At 56.4% G+C, this 17,943-nt stretch carries 14 protein-coding genes; 7 read left to right on the forward strand and 7 right to left on the reverse strand.

Features of this window, described 5'->3' with window-relative positions; all coding sequences use genetic code 11:
• Positions 1 to 66: 66 nt before the first annotated feature.
• The 3 genes from BQ7114_RS03375 (at position 67) to BQ7114_RS03385 (ending at position 5,422) form a co-directional block, all read left to right on the forward strand.
• A complete protein-coding gene (locus BQ7114_RS03375; protein WP_230205954.1) occupies positions 67 to 699 on the forward strand; it encodes a GntR family transcriptional regulator in 633 nt (210 codons plus the stop codon).
• Positions 700 to 871: 172 nt separating this feature from the next.
• Complete coding sequence (gene valS, locus BQ7114_RS03380; protein WP_072341956.1) at positions 872 to 3,538, forward strand: valine--tRNA ligase; 2,667 nt, start codon at positions 872 to 874, stop codon at positions 3,536 to 3,538.
• 9 nt (positions 3,539 to 3,547) lie between these two features.
• The gene (locus tag BQ7114_RS03385) at positions 3,548 to 5,422 is read left to right on the forward strand and encodes an AMP-dependent synthetase/ligase (RefSeq protein WP_072341961.1); all 1,875 of its coding nucleotides are present in this window, start codon (positions 3,548 to 3,550) and stop codon (positions 5,420 to 5,422) included.
• A 73-nt stretch (positions 5,423 to 5,495) separates the two neighbouring features.
• Here the strand turns inward: BQ7114_RS03385 and BQ7114_RS03390 are convergent, their stop codons facing one another.
• From BQ7114_RS03390 to tig, 5 genes are all read right to left on the reverse strand, one after another.
• Positions 5,496 to 5,801: a chorismate mutase gene (locus BQ7114_RS03390; protein ID WP_072341963.1), complete on the reverse strand. Its 306-nt coding sequence runs from the start codon at positions 5,799 to 5,801 to the stop codon at positions 5,496 to 5,498.
• A 24-nt stretch (positions 5,802 to 5,825) separates the two neighbouring features.
• Positions 5,826 to 7,085 carry an ATP-dependent Clp protease ATP-binding subunit ClpX gene (gene clpX / locus BQ7114_RS03395; RefSeq protein WP_072344736.1) on the reverse strand — a complete coding sequence of 420 codons (1,260 nt, stop codon included), beginning with the start codon at positions 7,083 to 7,085 and terminating at the stop codon, positions 5,826 to 5,828.
• 99 nt (positions 7,086 to 7,184) lie between these two features.
• Entirely contained in the window at positions 7,185 to 7,802 is a 618-nt protein-coding gene (locus tag BQ7114_RS03400) for an ATP-dependent Clp protease proteolytic subunit (RefSeq protein WP_040316442.1), read from the reverse strand.
• 32 nt (positions 7,803 to 7,834) lie between these two features.
• Positions 7,835 to 8,431, reverse strand: coding sequence for an ATP-dependent Clp protease proteolytic subunit (locus BQ7114_RS03405; protein WP_034508358.1), 597 nt, complete (start codon positions 8,429 to 8,431; stop codon positions 7,835 to 7,837).
• 176 nt (positions 8,432 to 8,607) lie between these two features.
• The gene (gene tig / locus BQ7114_RS03410; RefSeq protein WP_072341966.1) at positions 8,608 to 9,957 is read right to left on the reverse strand and encodes a trigger factor; all 1,350 of its coding nucleotides are present in this window, start codon (positions 9,955 to 9,957) and stop codon (positions 8,608 to 8,610) included.
• Positions 9,958 to 10,161: 204 nt separating this feature from the next.
• On the opposite strand from tig, the gene BQ7114_RS03415 reads away from it, so the two are divergent.
• Together BQ7114_RS03415 and hemH are read left to right on the forward strand one after the other, a co-directional pair.
• Positions 10,162 to 10,563 carry a hypothetical protein gene (locus BQ7114_RS03415; RefSeq protein ID WP_072341970.1) on the forward strand — a complete coding sequence of 134 codons (402 nt, stop codon included), beginning with the start codon at positions 10,162 to 10,164 and terminating at the stop codon, positions 10,561 to 10,563.
• 132 nt (positions 10,564 to 10,695) lie between these two features.
• Entirely contained in the window at positions 10,696 to 11,649 is a 954-nt protein-coding gene (hemH, locus tag BQ7114_RS03420) for a ferrochelatase (RefSeq protein WP_195906706.1), read from the forward strand.
• A 3-nt stretch (positions 11,650 to 11,652) separates the two neighbouring features.
• On the opposite strand, the gene BQ7114_RS03425 is transcribed toward hemH, so the two are convergent.
• On the reverse strand, positions 11,653 to 12,390 hold the full coding sequence (locus tag BQ7114_RS03425; RefSeq protein ID WP_072341974.1) for a trimeric intracellular cation channel family protein: 738 nt from the start codon (positions 12,388 to 12,390) through the stop codon (positions 11,653 to 11,655).
• Between the two features lie 213 nt (positions 12,391 to 12,603).
• Here BQ7114_RS03425 and BQ7114_RS03430 point away from each other — a divergent pair, with 213 nt between their 5' ends.
• Both BQ7114_RS03430 and BQ7114_RS03435 read left to right on the forward strand, forming a co-directional pair.
• Complete coding sequence (locus BQ7114_RS03430) at positions 12,604 to 15,138, forward strand: FG-GAP-like repeat-containing protein (protein WP_072341977.1); 2,535 nt, start codon at positions 12,604 to 12,606, stop codon at positions 15,136 to 15,138.
• Positions 15,138 to 16,448, forward strand: coding sequence for a hypothetical protein (locus tag BQ7114_RS03435; protein WP_072341980.1), 1,311 nt, complete (start codon positions 15,138 to 15,140; stop codon positions 16,446 to 16,448). Before BQ7114_RS03430 ends, BQ7114_RS03435 begins: the two co-directional genes overlap by 1 nt.
• A gap of 65 nt (positions 16,449 to 16,513) precedes the next feature.
• Here the strand turns inward: BQ7114_RS03435 and BQ7114_RS03440 are convergent, their stop codons facing one another.
• Positions 16,514 to 17,866 (reverse strand): peptidase U32 family protein, encoded by a 1,353-nt coding sequence (locus BQ7114_RS03440; RefSeq protein ID WP_072341983.1) that lies wholly within the window; start codon positions 17,864 to 17,866, stop codon positions 16,514 to 16,516.
• Positions 17,867 to 17,943: the final 77 nt, after the last annotated feature.

A 17,943-nucleotide genomic window follows, 5' to 3' on the forward strand; every position in this document is an offset into this window, starting at 1 on the left:
CCGGAACTTCAGAAAGCAGGCACGATGACGGAACATGCTGGAGGATCTATTTCAAAGTCCGAGAGAGTGTATCGGACTTTACACCAAGGAATCCTCTCTGGGCAGTATTCGGCTGGTTACCGTCTGGTTCTTGACCGCATTGCTCGCGAACTTGGCGTATCTGCCGTCCCGGTAAGAGAGGCCATTCGCCGTCTAGAAGCTGAAGGCCTCGTGAAGTTCCAGTGCAATGTGGGCGCGGTCGTTACTGGTGTGGATAAGAAGGACTATGCGGTAACGACGGAGACGATGGCGGTTATGGAAGGTTATGCCACTGCTCTGTCCATCCCATACCTGACTGAGGAAGACCTCAAAGAGGCTCACGAACTTAACGATCAGATGCGCGAGCTACTGGTTGGAGAGTTCGATCCGCCCAAGTTCACCACGCTTAGTATCAGGTTCCACCGAATCTTGACCCAACGTTGCCCTAACCACAGGCTTTTTGATTTGCTTGAACGCGAGTGCGATCGCGTCACAATCATTCGCAGAACAGCGTTTGCATTTGATCCAAGCTACTCGACGCAATCAGTGGATGAGCATGAAGAGATTTTGAAGTTGATTGAAGAGGGCTCCCCTTCGGTCGATGTAGAGCTTGCGGCTCGCGAACACAGAATGTGGACAATGTACAAGCACACCGATACGGACCACAAGCCCGCGTATTAGTGACAGCTCCGACGGTAAGGGCGTAACCGCTACCAGGGTGCGGGGCACGTGATACCTCCCACCTAAAACGCGGCGAATCGTGCCTGGGAATTTCGTAGCTGGTAGCATGAGCGATAGCCTTAAAACAGACGCGTAAACTTGTCTATTTATCGTTTTCACCAGGAGACTAAGCATGTCACCATCTGCGCAAGATACCGGACACAACAAGCTACCAGCACCGGTTGTTCCGGATCGCGTGAGCGCTGACGGCCTCGAAGAAAAATGGATGACCAAGTGGGATGAGCGCGATGTGTACGCGTTCGATCGGGAAACCACCCGTAAAGAGGTGTATTCGATTGATACTCCCCCGCCTACGGTTTCAGGATCTTTGCACGTAGGTCACGTGTTCTCCTACACCCACACCGACACGATTGCGCGCTATCAGCGTATGCGCGGCAAGAACGTGTTCTACCCGATGGGTTGGGATGACAATGGTCTGCCCACCGAGCGTCGCGTGCAGAACTACTACGGTGTTCGTTGCGACCCGTCACTGCCATACCAGCCAGGCTTTAAACCGCCATTTGAGGGTAATGCGAAGTCGGTGAAGAACCGCGATCAGGTACCGATCTCGCGGAAGAACTTTATTGAGCTGTGCTTGAAGCTCACGGCGGAGGACGAGAAGGGTTTTGAGGAGCTGTGGCGCCGGCTCGGTCTTTCGGTTGACTGGGAACACAACTACCAGACCATTGGAGAGCGTGCGCAGCGGGTTGCGCAGGCTGGTTTCTTACGCAATCTCGCTCGCGGCGAGGCGTATCAGGCGGAAGCGCCGGGCCTTTGGGACGTGACATTCCAGACCGCTGTGGCCCAAGCCGAGTTGGAGGCGCGCGAGTACCCCGGTTTCTTCCATTCATTTGCGTTCCACGGTAAAGACGGCGACGTGGTTATTGAAACCACCCGCCCGGAGCTTTTGCCCGCATGTGTTGCGCTGATCGCACACCCTGATGACGAGCGTTACTCCGGCCTGTTTGGCACCACGGTGAAGTCCCCCGGCTTCAACGTTGAGGTTCCTGTCCTACCTCACCCGATGGCGGAGATGGATAAGGGCTCGGGTATCGCAATGTGCTGTACATTCGGTGACCTTGTTGACGTGCAGTGGTGGCGCGAGCTTGACCTGCCGATGCGTTCGATTCTGGAAAAGGACGGACGCATCCAGCTTGGCGTTCCCGAATGGATTGTGGACGAGGCTGGAGCACAGCTGTTCCGTGAGATCGAGGGCAAGACTACGTTCTCTGCGCGCGAAGCAATCGTGAAGCATCTTGCGGATACAGGTGAGATGATTGGCGAGCCCGAGCCAACGATGCGTAATACTAACTTCTTCGAAAAGGGCGATAAGCCGCTTGAGATTGTGACGTCCAGGCAGTGGTACATCCGTAATGGCGGCAAAGAATTCACTCGCCCCGGCGCGAAGGAGAATCTGAACACCGAACTGTTGGAGCGCGGCGAAGAGCTGGCTTTCCACCCTGATTTCATGCGGGTGCGCTACAACAACTGGGTGCAGGGCCTCAACTCTGACTGGCTGATTTCACGCCAGCGTTTCTTCGGTGTTCCCCTGCCCCTTTGGTACCGCATCGATGAGGACGGGCATGTGCATTACGACGATGTGCTGGTTCCGGACGAGTCGCGCTTGCCGATTGATCCCACTATCGATGTGCCGGAAGGCTACGAGGAGGGCCAGCGCAACCAGCCGGGCGGTTTTGCCGCTGAGATCGACATTATGGACACATGGGCAACCTCGTCTCTAAGCCCCCAGGTTGCTGGCGGCTGGCTGTCTGATGATGAGCTGTTTGAGCAGGTTTACCCGATGGATCTGCGCCCACAGGGTCAGGACATCATTCGCACGTGGCTGTTCTCCACCCTGCTTCGTGCACACCTGGAGTTTGACGGTTTGCCGTGGAAGCACGCTGCAATTTCGGGTTGGATCCTCGACCCTGATCGCAAGAAGATGTCAAAGTCTAAGGGCAACGTGGTGACGCCCATGGGCTTGTTGGACAAGCATGGTTCGGATGCGGTGCGCTATTGGGCAGCATCGGCTCGCCTGGGCACCGACGCGGCGTTCGACGAGGGCCAGATGAAGATTGGCCGCCGCCTCGCGATCAAACTATTGAACGCGTCAAAATTTGCTCTCACCATGGGTCAGGGTGCGGATCTTGATCTGCGTCCGCTGAATGTGACGGAAGACTTGGACCGTGCGGTGTTAGCGCAGTTGCATGAGGTTGTTAAGACCGCTACCGAGGCAATGGAAAACTATGACCACACGCGCGCCCTGGAAGCCACTGAGAAGTTCTTCTGGACATTCTGTGACGACTACTTGGAGCTCGTGAAAGAACGCGCTTACAACCGTGACGGTAAGTGGACGCCGAGCCAGGCGCTGTCTGCCCGCTCTGCTCTGGCTATCACTGTTGACACTGTTGTGCGACTATTTGCTCCGTTCTTGCCGTTTGCGGCCGAGGAGGTGTGGTCTTGGTACCGCCCCGGCTCGGTTCATAACGCGCAGTGGCCAAGCCCGCTGGACCTGCAAAACGTTGATGGTAACCCGCGCATTTTGGAGGCCACTTCACAGGCGCTGGTTAAACTTCGCCGCGTGAAGTCAGAGAACAAGGTTTCACCGCGCACCCCGTTCTTGCATGCAACTCTTGAGGCTCCAGCCGGCATGGTTGATTTGCTTGAACTTACCCGTGATGACCTCTCGCTTGTAACTCATGTTGAGGGCCAGTTCGTCATTCGTCCGTCGGCAGAAGACGAGGTTGCGGTGGTTGATTACGAGCTCGGAGAACCTCCTGCTCGTAAGCCACGAAACTGAGGTGATCGTATGAGTATTGAGAGTAACGCCCCTAATCCAACGCCAGATTCTGCTCCCGAGGTGTTGGAATGGCACGCGCCGGTGCTGGTGAAGACTGAGGAGCACGAGTCCGTTCCTGCAATGTTTCGCGAGCGCGTCAAAAGAGGTCCGCGCGAGCCGATGATCGCCCGTAAGGCGCAGATGGGTTCCACCTGGAGAGAGATGTCCGCGCAGGATTTCTTGGACGAGGTGAACCTTGTTGCTCGGGGCCTTATTGGTTTAGGCCTGCAGGCGGGGGACGCGATTTCAATCATGTCGCACACGCGGTATGAGTGGACGCTTGTTGATTTTGCCGCTTGGAGCGCAGGCCTTGTGGTTGTGCCTATCTACGAAACGTCCTCAGTCGATCAGATCAAGTACATCTTGGAAGATGCTGATGTGAAGATGGTTGTGACCGAAACGATGGTCATGGCCCAGCTGGTGCAGGCAGCTCGAGTAACACTTGAGCGCTCCGTGCAAGTTCTGTCACTCGATAACTCTGCGATTATGCGGATTACAGAGGCGGGAGCCGAAGTCGACGAAGAGCAAGTCAATGCTCGCATTGCTGGCCTGAGCATCCATAAGCCAGCCTCGATTGTGTACACGTCTGGCACAACGGGCAGGCCGAAGGGAACCGTTTTGACGCACGGTAACTTTGTAACCCTATGTAAAAACGGGCACAAGTGGATGCCGGAAATCGCATTCCGGCGCTCTTCACGCCTACTGCTATTCCTGCCACTGGCGCACGTGTATGCGCGCATGCTGGAAGTCTTCCAGATTACGGGTCATGGCATCATGGCGCACACGCCTAACACACGTAACTTGCTTTCTGATCTGGAGAGTTTCCGCCCTACTTACCTGTTGGCAGTCCCCCGAGTTCTGGAGAAGATCTACAACTCGGCAGATGCTGCGGCAGGTAGTGGTGTTGCGCTAAAAACCTTCCGCTGGGCGGTAAAGATAGCCATCCAGTATTCGAAGGCTATGGATACTACGCTGGGGCCATCGCGCACGTTGTCGGCTCAGCACCAGATGGCTGACGCAATGGTGTATCGAAAGATTCGCGCCCTGCTCGGTGGCAATTGCAAGTACATCATTTCAGGTGGCGGGCCACTCGGTGAAAGGCTGGGACATTTCTTCCGAGGCGCGGGGATTACGGTTCTCGAAGGCTATGGCCTAACCGAGACGCTTGGCCCCATGTCGGTTAACACGCCTACAGTGTCAAAAATCGGCACGGTCGGCCCACCGGTTGCAACCGTGGGTGTGCGCATTTCCGATACGGGCGAGATCCTCATTAAGGGTCCAACTGTTTTCTCTCACTACCACAACATGCCTGAAGAGACAGCAGCTGCGTTCGATGAGGACGGTTGGTTCCACACGGGTGACATTGGTTCATTGGACCGCGATGGCTACGTGACGATTAGCGGACGCCAGAAGGAGATCATTGTTACCGCCGGCGGTAAGAACGTTGTGCCTACCGTTTTGGAAGATAAGCTGCGCGGGCATCCGCTGATCTCACAGGTGGTTGTGGTTGGCGATCTGCGTCCGTTTGTGGCGGCGCTCGTAACTTTGGATGCGGAGATGCTTCCCGGCTGGTTGAAGAATCATAATCTGCCTGCAATGACGGTCTCGGAAGCCATGAATCACCCGGAGGTTCTTGCGGCTCTTAACCGCGCGGTTGAACGCGCTAACAAGGCTGTGTCCAGGGCGGAGTCGATCCGTAAGATCAAGGTGTTGTCTACGGACTTTACCGAGGCTAATGGAATGCTAACCCCTTCGATGAAGGTGAAGCGCCCAGTGGTTCTGGAGACGTTCAAGGACGAGATAGACGAGATTTATGGCGGTCCCGTGCGCGAGGCCGGCGAGTAACACTCCAGAAAGTTGTGGCGAGCACTTCGGTGCTCGCCACAACTTTATCTATCTTCCCTATGGGCATTGAAGCCTACCTGTTTTGAGCTTCGTATCCCTGTTTGATGTCCTCGTGGTGGCGGATCACTTCGGTGACGATGAATTGGAGGAATTTCTCGGCGAACACTGGGTCAAGTCCCGATTCTTCAGCGAGGGCACGCAGACGCCTTACCTGTTCTTGCTCACGCGCGGGATCCGCGGGCGGAAGGTGGTGTTGGGCTTTGATATGTCCAACGGCCTGGGTGCAACGGAAGCGTTCGGCAAGGATGTGAACGAGGGCGGCATCGATGTTGTCGATAGTGGCGCGGGCTTGTGCGAGTTCTTCAGGGATGTCGCTCATGTCTATCCTTCGCTGCGAGGCCAATTATGCGCTTTGGCTTTTCTCGGAGTATTGGCGAGGTCCGTATTCTGGGTCGGCTCCGTCGGTGACAACCGCGGAGGTAACGGTTACTTGGCCAACTTGGGACATGGATGGGACTTCAAACATGATGTCCGAAAGCGTTTTTTCGAGGATTGAGGAGAGCGCGCGGGCCCCAGTCCCCCGCTCGTTGGCGAGCTTCGCGATCTCGTGTAGCGCCTCGTTGGTGAACTCTAGTTTCACGTCGTCCAGGTCAAATAGGTGCTGGTATTGACGAACGAGGGAGTTCTTCGGTTCGGTTAGAACCTTGATGAGGTCAGCTTCATCCAGTTGCTTGGTGGAGGTAACAACGGGAAGGCGGCCAATGAATTCGGGAATCATGCCGAACTTGTGCAGGTCTTCAGGCGTTACTTGCTCGTACAGGTCACCATATTCGGACGCCGATTTGAGGTCGGAGCCAAACCCCGTGGTGCGCTTGCCCAACCGTGCTTTGACGATGTCGTCCAATCCGGCGAAGGCACCCGCTGCGATGAACAGAATACCGGAGGTGTCGATTTCCAGGAATTGCTGGTGCGGGTGTTTACGCCCGCCCTGCGGTGGTACGGATGCAACTGTGCCTTCAATGATCTTGAGTAGGGCTTGCTGCACACCCTCACCGGATACGTCTCTGGTGATGGAGGCGTTCTCGGCTTTGCGCCCAATCTTGTCGATCTCGTCGATGTAAATGATGCCGCGCTGGGCTTTTTCAACGTCCTCGCCCGCAGCTTGAATGAGCTTGAGGAGAATGTTTTCCACATCCTCGCCAACGTATCCGGCTTCGGTTAGCGCGGTTGCGTCAACGATGACGAACGGTACGGAAAGCAGTTTTGCAAGCGAGCGCGCAAGGTGGGTTTTGCCTGTTCCCGTGGGGCCTAACAGGAGGATGTTGGACTTGGTCATTTCCATGTCCAGCGGTTCGCCGGTGCGCATGGAGGCGTGCAAGCGCTTGTAGTGGTTGTACACGGCTACGGCTAGGGCACGCTTAGCTTTATCTTGAGAAATGACGTAGTCGTTGAGGAACTCGTAGATCTCTTGGGGGCGCGGCGGCTGGGTTAGTTCAGCTTGCTTGGTTTCTTGAACTTCTTCTTGAATCAGGTCGGCGCACAGGTCTACGCATTCGTTGCAGATGTATACGCCAGGTCCGCCGATGAGTTTGACAACCTGCTTTTGGCTCTTTCCACAGAAAGAGCATTTGAGTAGTTCAGTTGAATCCGTGAACCGCGTCAAGAATGATCCCCCTTTTGTTGGCACTGTGTGCCCGAAAAAGCTACGCCCAACAGCTCTACTTTAGAAGAGGTTGGGCGTAGCTGCGAGCAGACGCGCAGGCTAGTTGCCTTTACGCGACGTCAGTACTTGGTCGATTAGTCCGTATTCGAGGGCGTCTTGTGCCGTGAGGATCTTGTCGCGGTCGATGTCGCGGCGTACCTGTTCGGGCGTGCGTCCGGAGTGCTTGGCCAGCGTGTCTTCCAGCCAGGTGCGCATGCGGTCGATTTCTTCTGCCACGATTTCAATATCGGAGGCCTGGCCCTGCATGCCCTGCATCGCGGGCTGGTGAATGAGCACGCGCGCGTTGGGAAGAGCAAGGCGCTTGCCGGGTGTTCCTCCGGCGAGGAGGACGGCAGCGGCCGAAGCTGCTTGACCAAGGCACACGGTCTGAATCTGCGGCTTGATGTACTGCATCGTGTCGTAGATTGCGGTCATGGCAGTGAAGGAACCGCCGGGGCTATTTATGTACATGGTGATCAGCGAGTCCGGATCTTGCGATTCCAGGACCAGTAGCTGGGCCATGACGTCGTCAGCGGAGGCGTCATCTACCTGTACACCGAGGAACACGATGCGGTCTTCAAACAGTTTGCCATATGGGTCTTGGCGCTTGAAGCCGTAGGCTGTGCGCTCTTCAAACTGGGGCAGGACGTAGCGGGCGCTAGGCATTTGGTTGTTCATAGTTGATTCAAACGGTGTTCTCACGATTCCTCCTAGGCCCCTGCATTTTCGGTGCCGGACACGGTTGACGCGTTGGTGACGATGTGGTCAAAGAACCCGTATTCGCGGGCTTCTTCCGCGGTGTACCAGCGGTCGCGGTCTGCGTCGAGGTTGATTTGTTCAACGCTCTTGCCGGTGCGTTCAGCGGTGATCTCGGCTAGTTCGCGCTTCATCTTCAAAATGAGGTCGGCATTAATACGGATGTCCGCGGCCGTGCCGCCCACGCCACCGGAAGGCTGGTGCATGAGGATGCGTGCGTGCGGGGTTGCAAAGCGTTTGCCGGGCGTGCCCGCAGTAAGGAGGAATTGGCCCATGGAGGCTGCGATGCCCATGGCAACGGTGACAACGTCAGGCTGGATGAACTGCATCGTGTCGTAGATAGCCATACCTGCAGTGACGGAGCCGCCGGGGCTGTTGATGTACAGGTAGATGGGCTTTTCCGGGTCTTCGGCCGCTAGTAGCAGCATTTGCGCACAGATTTGGTTGGCGCTCTCGTCGGTGACAGGCCCGCCCAGCCAGATGATGCGTTCTTTCAGTAGACGCCCGTATACGGCGTCTCCCATAGCGGCTGGCTTGGTATCTAGGTCCATGCTGACGCCCGTTGAAGTGGTGGTCATTACTTCTCCTACTTCTTGTCTTAAGCTTTCTTCAGCTTAGTAGCACTCGCGCGCATTTTCTTCGCCGGAGCCTGTTTTTCGCTGATGGCGATTAATAAACAGTTTGAGGGCCTGGAACAACTGTTCCAAGCCCTCAAAGATATGCCTGATTATTCTGCGGACTCAGCCGAAGCGGAGGAGGCAGAAGATGCCGACTCGTCTGCTTCGTCAGCGCCGGCCTCGGCGAATTCCTCGGCGGACGGGTCACGCGTGAACTCGGAGAGGTCAACGGCCTCGCCCGCGGTGTCCTTCACGCTGACCTTGCCAAGCGTGAGGGCAAGGGCCTTCGTGCGGGTAAGTTCAGCAACCATGAACTGGATCTGGCCCTGGTCAGAGAACATTTGGCTTGGGTCCATGCCGTTCATCTGGGCGGTCTGCATCATGAAGTCAAACAGTTCCTGCTGGCCGATGTTCGGCTTCACCTGGGCTGCGAGCTCTTCAAGCACAACCTGTTCGCTGATGCGGCGAATCGCGTTTTCCTTAGCTTCCTTCTTCTTCTTTGCGGAAGCGCCTTCTTCAAGGCCCTGCTTGGCCTGCTCTTCAACTACCGACTTCGGAAGCTCAAGCTTCACAGCGTCGATGATGTGATCTAGGAGGCGGTCGCGAGCCTGTAGGGCCTGGTCTGCGCGCTTGCGCGTGCCTGCCTGGGTCTTGAGGTCTTCGCGTAGCTCGTCGATGGTGTCAAATTCAGAGACCATCTGGGCGAAGTCGTCATCAGCCTTGGGCAGTTCGCGAGCCTTCATAGCGCTGACGTTAATGGTGACCTCAGCTTCTTCACCGGCGTGCTCACCACCGGCAAGCTTGGTGGTGAAGGTGGTTTCTTCATCAGCCTTCATGCCGGTTAGGGCCTTGTCCATGCCATCGAGCATGGACTTGGAGCCGATTTCGTATGAGACGTCTGAGACGGAGTCGATCTCTTCGTCACCGATCTTTGCAACCATGTTGATGGTCGCGAAGTCGCCCTTCTTAGCCTTGCGCTTAATGGGTTTTAGGGTGGCGAAGCGGGTGCGAAGCTCTTCGAGTTCCTTCTCCACGTCCTCTTCGGTGACCTCAAGGGTGTCAACTTCGAGTTCAACGTCGTCAAGCGAGGGCAGTTCGAACGGGGCGATAACCGGAACTTCGGCTACGAACGTGAGCTGACCGCCGGGGGCTCCGGTGGCGTTCGGAATTTCGGTGACTTCAACGTCTGGCTGGGCCATGACGCGAAGCTCGTTCTCAGCTACGACCTGGCCGTAGAAGCGGGGCAGGACTTCGTTGATTACCTGCTCGATGACGGCTACGCGACCAAAACGCTGATCGATGACGCGCGCGGGTACCTTGCCGCGGCGAAAGCCGGGGACGTCAACATTCTTCGCGATGTCACGGTAGGCCGCGTCCATATCCTGCTTGAGGTCTTCGTAGGGAACCTCAACGGTAACTTTCACCTTGGTGGGTTCAAGATTTTCGACAGTGCTCTTCACGTAAACGCACTCCAACGTATATCTAGACTCTGATGGCCTACTTGGCCGATTACAACATGTAAATACTACGTCAAGGCAATGGGTTTTGCGGAACTGCAATAGGTAAAAGGTGACTTACTGCATGTCTGATATGGGCTTGGCCGGACATTTTCGGTTTTCCCACGTAAAGCTTGCCGGCCCAGAGCTTTGAAGTAGCATTTTTGTATGACCGTTGAAGATGATAACTGCTTCTACCTCCCGGACGATGACCGCTTATACGAGCCGGATTACGACTGGCTGTGGACGTACCCGCCTCACAACGATGGCTCAGAGGCGCGCCTGCGCATAGTCTTGCAACGCGCTGATGACGGCTCTGCCGACTCCTCGCTCCTCGATCTGGTTCATAGCTGGCTGGACACGCTCCTGGTTTTTGAAGAATCAACTTGGGGCGCCGGCGGCTGGGCGGTGCGTTTGGTTTATGAAAGATCAGATCGCGTGTTGTTAGAGCTGTGGTCCGCAGGCGAGGACGTGGCTGACGGTCTCCAAGCAGGTACGGAGTCTCTTTTTGCAGGTGTTTTGCAAGATACGGACGTACAGGTGACATACGAGCAGCTGCCCCGCATTTAGCCGGAATCATAGCTCCCCGTCAAGCCAAGCCGCCCCTCAAACTGGGCAATTGTTGCGTAGCATGGGCAAAGCTCGGGGTACCCCGCTCACCCAGGGGCGCTGCAGTCGGGGTGTTCGGGTAGGATGTGGCGTGTGCGCGGACTTTTAATTGTGAATTTAGGCTCGCCGGACAGCCCGGCTCCGAGCGATGTTCGACCTTTCCTGGCGAAGTTTTTAGGCGACCCACGCGTGGTTGATTTCCCCCGCGCTATATGGTTGCCGATTTTGCATGGCATTGTGCTACGCGTGCGCCCACGCAAGTCGGGGGCGATTTATGAAACGATTTGGACGCCAGAGGGCTCCCCTTTGGTGGTTTATACAAAGCGCCAGCACCAGTTGTTAAAAAAGGCTTTACCAGACTGGAATGTGAAGTACGCGATGACGTATACCAGTCCTTCGATAGATTCTGCTTTGCGCGAGTTTGAAGAGGAGGGCGTGGACGACGTAACCGTTCTCCCCCTCTACGCGCAGACAACGCCGTCCTCTACTGGCGCAGTGGTGGATCAGGTGCTCGACTTTTATCGTAGTCAGGAGCACCGCCCACATTTACGGATCGTGGGTAAGTGGCCCACTCAACCCGATTACGTGAACTGGCATGCCAAGCAGATTGCGGATCGGGTCCGCGGCGAGGGTCCTGCTCCGGAGGTGATTTTGTTGTCTTATCACGGGGTACCCCAGCGGGCGGCTCACAAGCCGGAGGGTTACAGGCAAGAGTGTTTGGAGACTTCCTCGGCCATTGAAGTGCAACTGCGCCAGTTGGGAATCGACACCCGGGTTTTGACCACGTTCCAGTCTAAGTTCGGGCCAGGTAAGTGGCTTGGGCCGGCTACGATCGACACGATGGCAAGCCTGCCGGGCCGCGGCATCACTTCGGTTTTGATTGCCACTCCGGCATTTATTTCGGACTGTATCGAGACGGTTGACGAGCTGGATGTGCTGAATCAGAACGCATTTAAGGAAGCCGGCGGCCAGCATTACCAGCGGGTGGCTCCCATAAATGACGATCCGGTGATCGTGGACATTGTTAAGGACCTGCTGGGCGAGTAGCGCCTATTCTTCCGCGGGTGCGGATTGAGGCGATCCAGGCGCATCCACAGGAACTTGCGCGTCGCGGGGCGCGCCCGCTGGGCGGCGGCGGAACAAGAGGGAGCGGAACCGAACACTGCGCAGGCCAAGTGTGACCGCGCCGGGCAGGATCCATTTGAAGCGACGCGCTACCAGGCCAAACACGGTTGAGAAGATGATTGCGAGCGCCATCCCCAGGTTGTAGTGGCCGGAGGTCTGCATGATTACCATTAGCAGGCTGGCAACGATTGCCCACGTGGCGTACAAGGGTGCACCACCGAAAACTAGGGGTTGGCGCCGGGCCAGTAGGTCTCGGATAACTCCCCCACCCGTTGCAGTGGTGACGCCTAGCAGGATTGCGGGCGCCCAGTCCAGGCCTGCAAATAGTGCCTTGGACGCGCCGGTTGCAGACCAGCAGCCAAGGGCCAGCACGTCAAAGACTGCGATCGAAGCTACGGCGAGACGTGATTTGAACGGGAAGATGTATGCGGCAATGGCGGCGAGCACGGCGAAGGCAAGATAATACGGGTCAGTAAGGGCAACGGGAAATCCCTGTTGAAGCAGGACGTCGCGTATCATGCCGCCGCCAAGAGCGGAGGATACGGCTAAGAAAAGAAAGCCGATTAGGTCGTAGTTTTTTGTGCGCGCAAGTACGCCGCCTAGGAGTCCGTTACCCAGCACCCCGACGAGGTCAACAACGCGAAAAACAAGGTCTGGATCCACATGCGCCCCTTAATGATGACAGCCTTGCCGGCCCGCCCAGTTTGTACATGGGCCATCCTAGTGCAAATTCTCTTTGAAACGGCATGCGTCTATTAGTCCAAATACAGACCGTTATCTTGCTCCCAAGCGACCACCCTAAATCGAGTATGGCCTGGCATAATATACAATCGTTGCTATCCCTCCACAGTAGTCTTATGTCCGAGGAGGTTTACTATGCGGCGTGTTCTGGGTTTGGCGCTGTCGTTCGGGGTTGCCCTCTCGTTCCTCGGGATCCAGGAGGTAGCGTGGGCCGAGGAATCGTTGAACGATCCGGAAAACGCAACCCACACGGACAGCGCGGGGCCTACCTCAGGTAGCGAGTTCGATTTCCCTGCGGAAGTGCAGTCCGAACCTACGGAACAAATCGAGCAGCCGGAGTCGGGGCCAGCCGGAGTAGACGCGACCACTGAAACTTCGCTCGATGAGGGCACCTCCGCAGATGAGGAGAACACCGCCCCGTCAGAAGGTGAGAATGGGGCACCTGCTGAGGAACTTGAGCTGTCTGATGAGGAAGTTCCCGAGGCGGTTGGCGCACCTGAGAGCTCAAATAGCTGGCATATCGGTGCTGCGCGTCGCATCGGAAATGGTTGGAGCGGCTCGATTTACAACGCGGGTAACTTTGACCGTTACGGTGCCGACGACGTATTCCTAGTTCGTCCTAACGGTGACCTCCACTTCTATCCGCGCACGGAAGCCACCTGGTTTAATGGCACCCGCAAGATCGGCCCCGGCTGGAATAACATGCGAATCCTCATGACGGGTGCAGATTTTGATGGCGACGGGTTCACCGACATTCTCGCAATTCGCCACGATGCAGACCTTTACCTATACCGTGGTAACGGTTCGGGAGGCTTCAAAAGTACCAAGATAATCGGCTACGGTTGGCACGAATTCCAGTCAGTTGTGCTGGTACCTAAGGGCCCTGGAGGCAACCCTGCTCTGATTGGACAGCGGGATAACACTACTTGGGTTTACCCCACTAACGGGGCGGGAAAGTGGGGAACTCCGTATACCGTCTCGCTGCCGGGAAGAATCACGTCAGATACTTTTAGCGCGGGGGATCTAGCTGGAACCGGATATTCAACGCTGATGAGGGTAAACGGCTCGAATCTAGAGGTGTTTTCGACAACCGATTTCAAATCTTTTTCCGCAATGGAGCCTATTAAGCTGAACGGTTTACCTCTCAACTACGCAGCCATTAGCGGGTTTTCATCGGGCGCGTCAGGCTACCTTGATGTGGTTAATTCCGATGGCAATTTCTTGCAGTACGAGCTGACACGCAAAGTAAAGCCAGCCGATACGGAATCAGCACCGCTACCGCGTTCGCGTGATATTTCCTTCTCTGGTAGTAAACAGGTTGGCGGCGGCTGGCCAGGTTCTGGTGTATATGGGCTTGGCGATTTCAATCGCGATAACAATCCTGACCTCGGCATCATTAAGAGCGACGGCAATGTCATCTTCTACCGTGGGAATGGCACAGGAGGTTTCCGCTCGCCATATCCCCAGATAGGTTGGGGCTGGGGCTCTCTGACAGTGTTGTCCGGTGTAGATGCAGACGGGGATGGTACCCCCGATGTGATTGCCCGCACCGCTTCAGGTGACCTGCTCCTGTATCCAGGCAACGGTCGGGGTGGATTTCAGTCGGTGCGTCCAATAGGCCACGGCTGGCAAAGCTTCACCCACATGTGGTTGGTTCGGCAAGGTCCGGGAGGATCCTCAGCTATTTATGTTCGCAATCCTGATGGAACTGTAGGCGTGTCAAAGTCGAATGGAAAGGGCACGTTCTACTCGGTAGTTCCAACAACAATCCCCGCTTCGATAGCCTCGGATATGACCCGTGCCTATGCCAGCGATGACTGGAATAATGATGGCAGGAGTGACCTGCTGGTGATCCGAAGCGATGGGAACCTGGTTCTGCTACCGCAGCTATCGGCAGGCGGATTTGGCGAGCCGCAGATAATCGGTACGGGATGGAACCGTATGCGTTCTTTGCACCCGGGGTCCTTCTCAGCCTCATCTAAGCAAGTGTATGCAGTGCATGAAGATGGCACGCTCTACTTGTACACCGCAACATATAAGGGCTCGAACCGCGGCTTTTCCAAGCCGGCTGGTTATGCGCCTAGGGTGCATGTGAACGGATCGTGGTTGACTCATCCAATCAGTTGGACAGGCCAACCCGATGGGTCAACTTGTGGCCCTACCTCTATGTACATGACGCTGCGGTATCTGGGCGCTGGAAACTCCCGCTACGACGGCAAGCCTTTGACGGTTTGGAATCTGGCCGGGTCTTCTTATGCGAATGTGGGGTCGGGCTATACCGGGGGCACTTCGTGGGAAGGCAAGCGCCTATCAGTCGGTTTGAACCGTTGGCGCGGAACCAATGATTACAGCCAGTGGACGTTCCCGTCCGGGCGCGATTTTGACGCGAAGGTGAAGAACTCGTTTTACACTGGTCGCCCCGTGCTCGTAGACACGATCGAGAACTACGGTGGGCCGCATTACAACGGCCATGTGGGCACGTCCTCACACATCATTGTTGCGTACAGGTACCACTCGAATGGAACGGTTGGGTTTGTGGATCCGGGCGGTCCGGGCTCTGCAATTTCGGGGTATTCCGCTAATCGCTACTTTGATTACCAGAACGCCGTACAATTTGGGAACAACTTCCTGGGCAACTACGGCGGTGGCGGACACGGCATGGTGTACTGATGAAGCGAAGCGCTCTCCCCTACGCCCTTATTGCCGCATTGATTCTGGCGGGGTGCACCCCATCAGCTGATAGCAGAGTTGAGAAAGACACGGATAACCCCGTCCCGTCTGATTCTCGTGTTACCTCGCAGCAGAACGGCGAGGTGGATTTTAGGGATCCAGAGCAGTGCGCTGCTTTCTCGGATAAGCCAGCTGACCTTGCCAAAGCTGTTATCGCGGTTAATGATTCGCCCGTTTCGGGCACAATCCACGACTTTGCGACCAGCCGCCCCGCCGATTGGTCTGGGGAGTTCAGCGCGAGCAGTGCTGACGGGCAGCGCCTGCAATTCATTGGTGCGGGTGCGGACGGTGTGGTAGCGAGTTTGCAGATTCTTCCCGAGGCTCGGCCAGCCTCACCTTCGAATGCAGGCATTTGGCACGCCGGCGTTTTCAAGCCTTTCGAGGACACCGAGTTGCTCCGTGAGCAGTTGCCTGGGGCATGGGCTCCGGCAGCGCTGGCCGGCTCTTTGAACGATGGGCGCGCCACCTGGATTGAGCAGCTGGTTAATCCGAAACAGCCTCCTTTTGCAGGCGAGATGGCCTGGCGAATCATGACGGCTGATTCTTCAGGTGGCACGGCCCGCGAGGTGACCTCGTCTTGGGTATTGACGGGCGAGCAGACAGTTCCTGCCCCTACCCCATGGTTTCCCCCAGTAGCAACATCCAGCCACGTATATGGCGAAACCTACGTTCACGAAGGGGATGTGTGGACCCAGTCCATTGTGAAAGCCAAGGTAGACGAACTCTCCGAGGTGGAACTGATCAAGTCGGCCCGCCTTCCAGTTGCGGTTGGCGAGCAAGTAGCTTGGGTTGAGGACACTACGAACAATGGTTTGGACGCCGATCGCGATGCGTTCACAATCCGCTGGAATGACTCCAGCGATCCCGTGAAGATTGAGCTGGCAGATTATTTTAAGGTGCAGTGGCTGGCCGCTGATGAGAACAACCTGGTTGTGACGCTGCAAGATCGGTGCTCTGCCCGTACCTGGACAGGCACTTTTGACCGCGGCTCCAATAGTTTCAAATCTTGGGTTTACACCCGCACTGATGGCGTGGCCGCGTCGTTAACAAACGGCGTCTACGCGTGGGGTAATGGTTCGGGCAACGTCAATGGCGATATGTACGTGTGGGATCTAGCATCAGATACGGTTCAATATCTCGGTTCCACACCTGGGTTCTCGGTTCCGTTTGCACTCGCTGAGGGGATTGCTAAACCAGGTTTCCCTGAGCATTCAGAAGTTCCGCTAGTGGTTTGGCAAGTCGGAAAGTAAGGCTCGGCCCCGCCAACTCAGCCTGCGGGTTTGCGCCGAAGCGGGCACAAACGTGCAAGAGCCCCCTATCCCCCGTGGTAGAGGCGGGCGCGGACGCGAATCATCGCTCCCTTGGGTATCTCGATGTCGCAGGGCATGGAGAATATGCGCGCCGGGTGGTTGATAGTTTCTACCGCGCGGCCCTTGTCATCTTGCAGTCCCTGCGCAGGAACTTCCATAACTATGGGCGCTTCGCCGGGGAACAAGATTTCCATTTCCTTGCCGGGTGCCAGCTTGTTCTTGGAGTGCAGGTAAAGTCTGCGCTCGACCGCGTCATAATCGGTGACGATACCACCAAGCACCCATTCGTTGATGTAGCCGCCTCGGTTCACGTCTTCACTGGCTGGGTTTTCCGGGTAGTAGAAGCCCGTGGAATAGGTGCGGTGCGTGACCTTGTAGGGCTCGTCCGCTAGCCAATCGGGGTATTCAACAGGCACCACAGGCCGCGGGTTTTCAGGCAGGTGGATTTGGTCGTGGAACGGCGTGAGAACGTTGCCGGCCTCGTCTTCGAATCCGCGTTGGATCATGTATTCGTTTACCGCGGTTTTGTACGCGTTCGTCATCGCGGCAACGTAGTAGGCGCTTTTGGCGCGGCCCTCGATTTTAAGAGAGGTAATGCCGGCGTCAAGGATGTCGTGCACGTGTTCGATGGTGTTCATGTCGTTGGAATTGAACAGGAAGGTGCCTTGGTTGGTGATTTCAACGGGAATGAAGTCACCGGGTCGGCGCTCTTCCACAACGTGGTATTTGTAGCGGCATGATTGCGCGCAGTCGCCGTGGTTGGCATCGCGGCCGGTGGTGTGTTGCGAGATGAGGCACCTGCCAGAAAATGCCATGCACATGGATCCGTGCACGAATGCTTCAATTTCGAGTTCATTTGGCGTGTGTTTGCGCAGTTCGCGAATGTCTTGGAGGGATAGTTCGCGGGCGAGCACAACGCGGCTTGCGCCTAGCTGAGCAAGAGCGTTAGCGGCTTGGTAGTTAGTGACGCCAGCTTGGGTGGAGATGTGTACTTCGGTGTTGGGGGCAACTTCGCGGGCGGCCATGAGCACGCCTATGTCGGTGACGATGAGCGCGTCCACACCGATTTCCCCCAACTGCCCCATGTAGTTGTTCATGGCTTCAACTTCACCGGAACTGGGCAGGATGTTGCAAGTGACAAAAACGCGCCCACCACGATCGTGCGCGTAGCTCACAGCGTCTTCGATGTCTTCGAGGGCGAAGTTCTTTGGCGCGGAGCGCATACCGAACTCTTTACCACCCAGGTAGACGGCGTCGGCTCCAAAATCGAACGCGGTTTTAAGGGTGGCGAGGTTTCCAGCTGGCGCGAGGACCTCGGGACGGGTGCGGCGGCGTACGCCTTCAAACAGTTCAGTCACGTGGCCAAGTGTATCGATATCTGCAAACAGGCGAAGAACAAGAACGCCGTTGCGTTATTTACAGCACGTTTTCCCCT

The sequence above is a fragment of the Actinomyces urinae genome (assembly GCF_900119695.1).
GTDB lineage: Bacteria > Actinomycetota > Actinomycetes > Actinomycetales > Actinomycetaceae > Gleimia > Gleimia urinae.

Bases quoted from the DNA above. Each gene is read 5' to 3' on its own strand.
- valS (WP_072341956.1), top strand. From the start codon at position 872: ATGTCACCATCTGCGCAAGATACCGGACACAACAAGCTACCAGCACCG.
- BQ7114_RS03385 (WP_072341961.1), top strand. From the start codon at position 3,548: ATGAGTATTGAGAGTAACGCCCCTAATCCAACGCCAGATTCTGCTCCC.
- BQ7114_RS03390 (WP_072341963.1), bottom strand. From the start codon at position 5,801: ATGAGCGACATCCCTGAAGAACTCGCACAAGCCCGCGCCACTATCGAC.
- BQ7114_RS03400 (WP_040316442.1), bottom strand. From the start codon at position 7,802: ATGAACAACCAAATGCCTAGCGCCCGCTACGTCCTGCCCCAGTTTGAA.
- BQ7114_RS03405 (WP_034508358.1), bottom strand. From the start codon at position 8,431: ATGGACCTAGATACCAAGCCAGCCGCTATGGGAGACGCCGTATACGGG.
- BQ7114_RS03415 (WP_072341970.1), top strand. From the start codon at position 10,162: ATGACCGTTGAAGATGATAACTGCTTCTACCTCCCGGACGATGACCGC.
- BQ7114_RS03430 (WP_072341977.1), top strand. From the start codon at position 12,604: ATGCGGCGTGTTCTGGGTTTGGCGCTGTCGTTCGGGGTTGCCCTCTCG.
- BQ7114_RS03435 (WP_072341980.1), top strand. From the start codon at position 15,138: ATGAAGCGAAGCGCTCTCCCCTACGCCCTTATTGCCGCATTGATTCTG.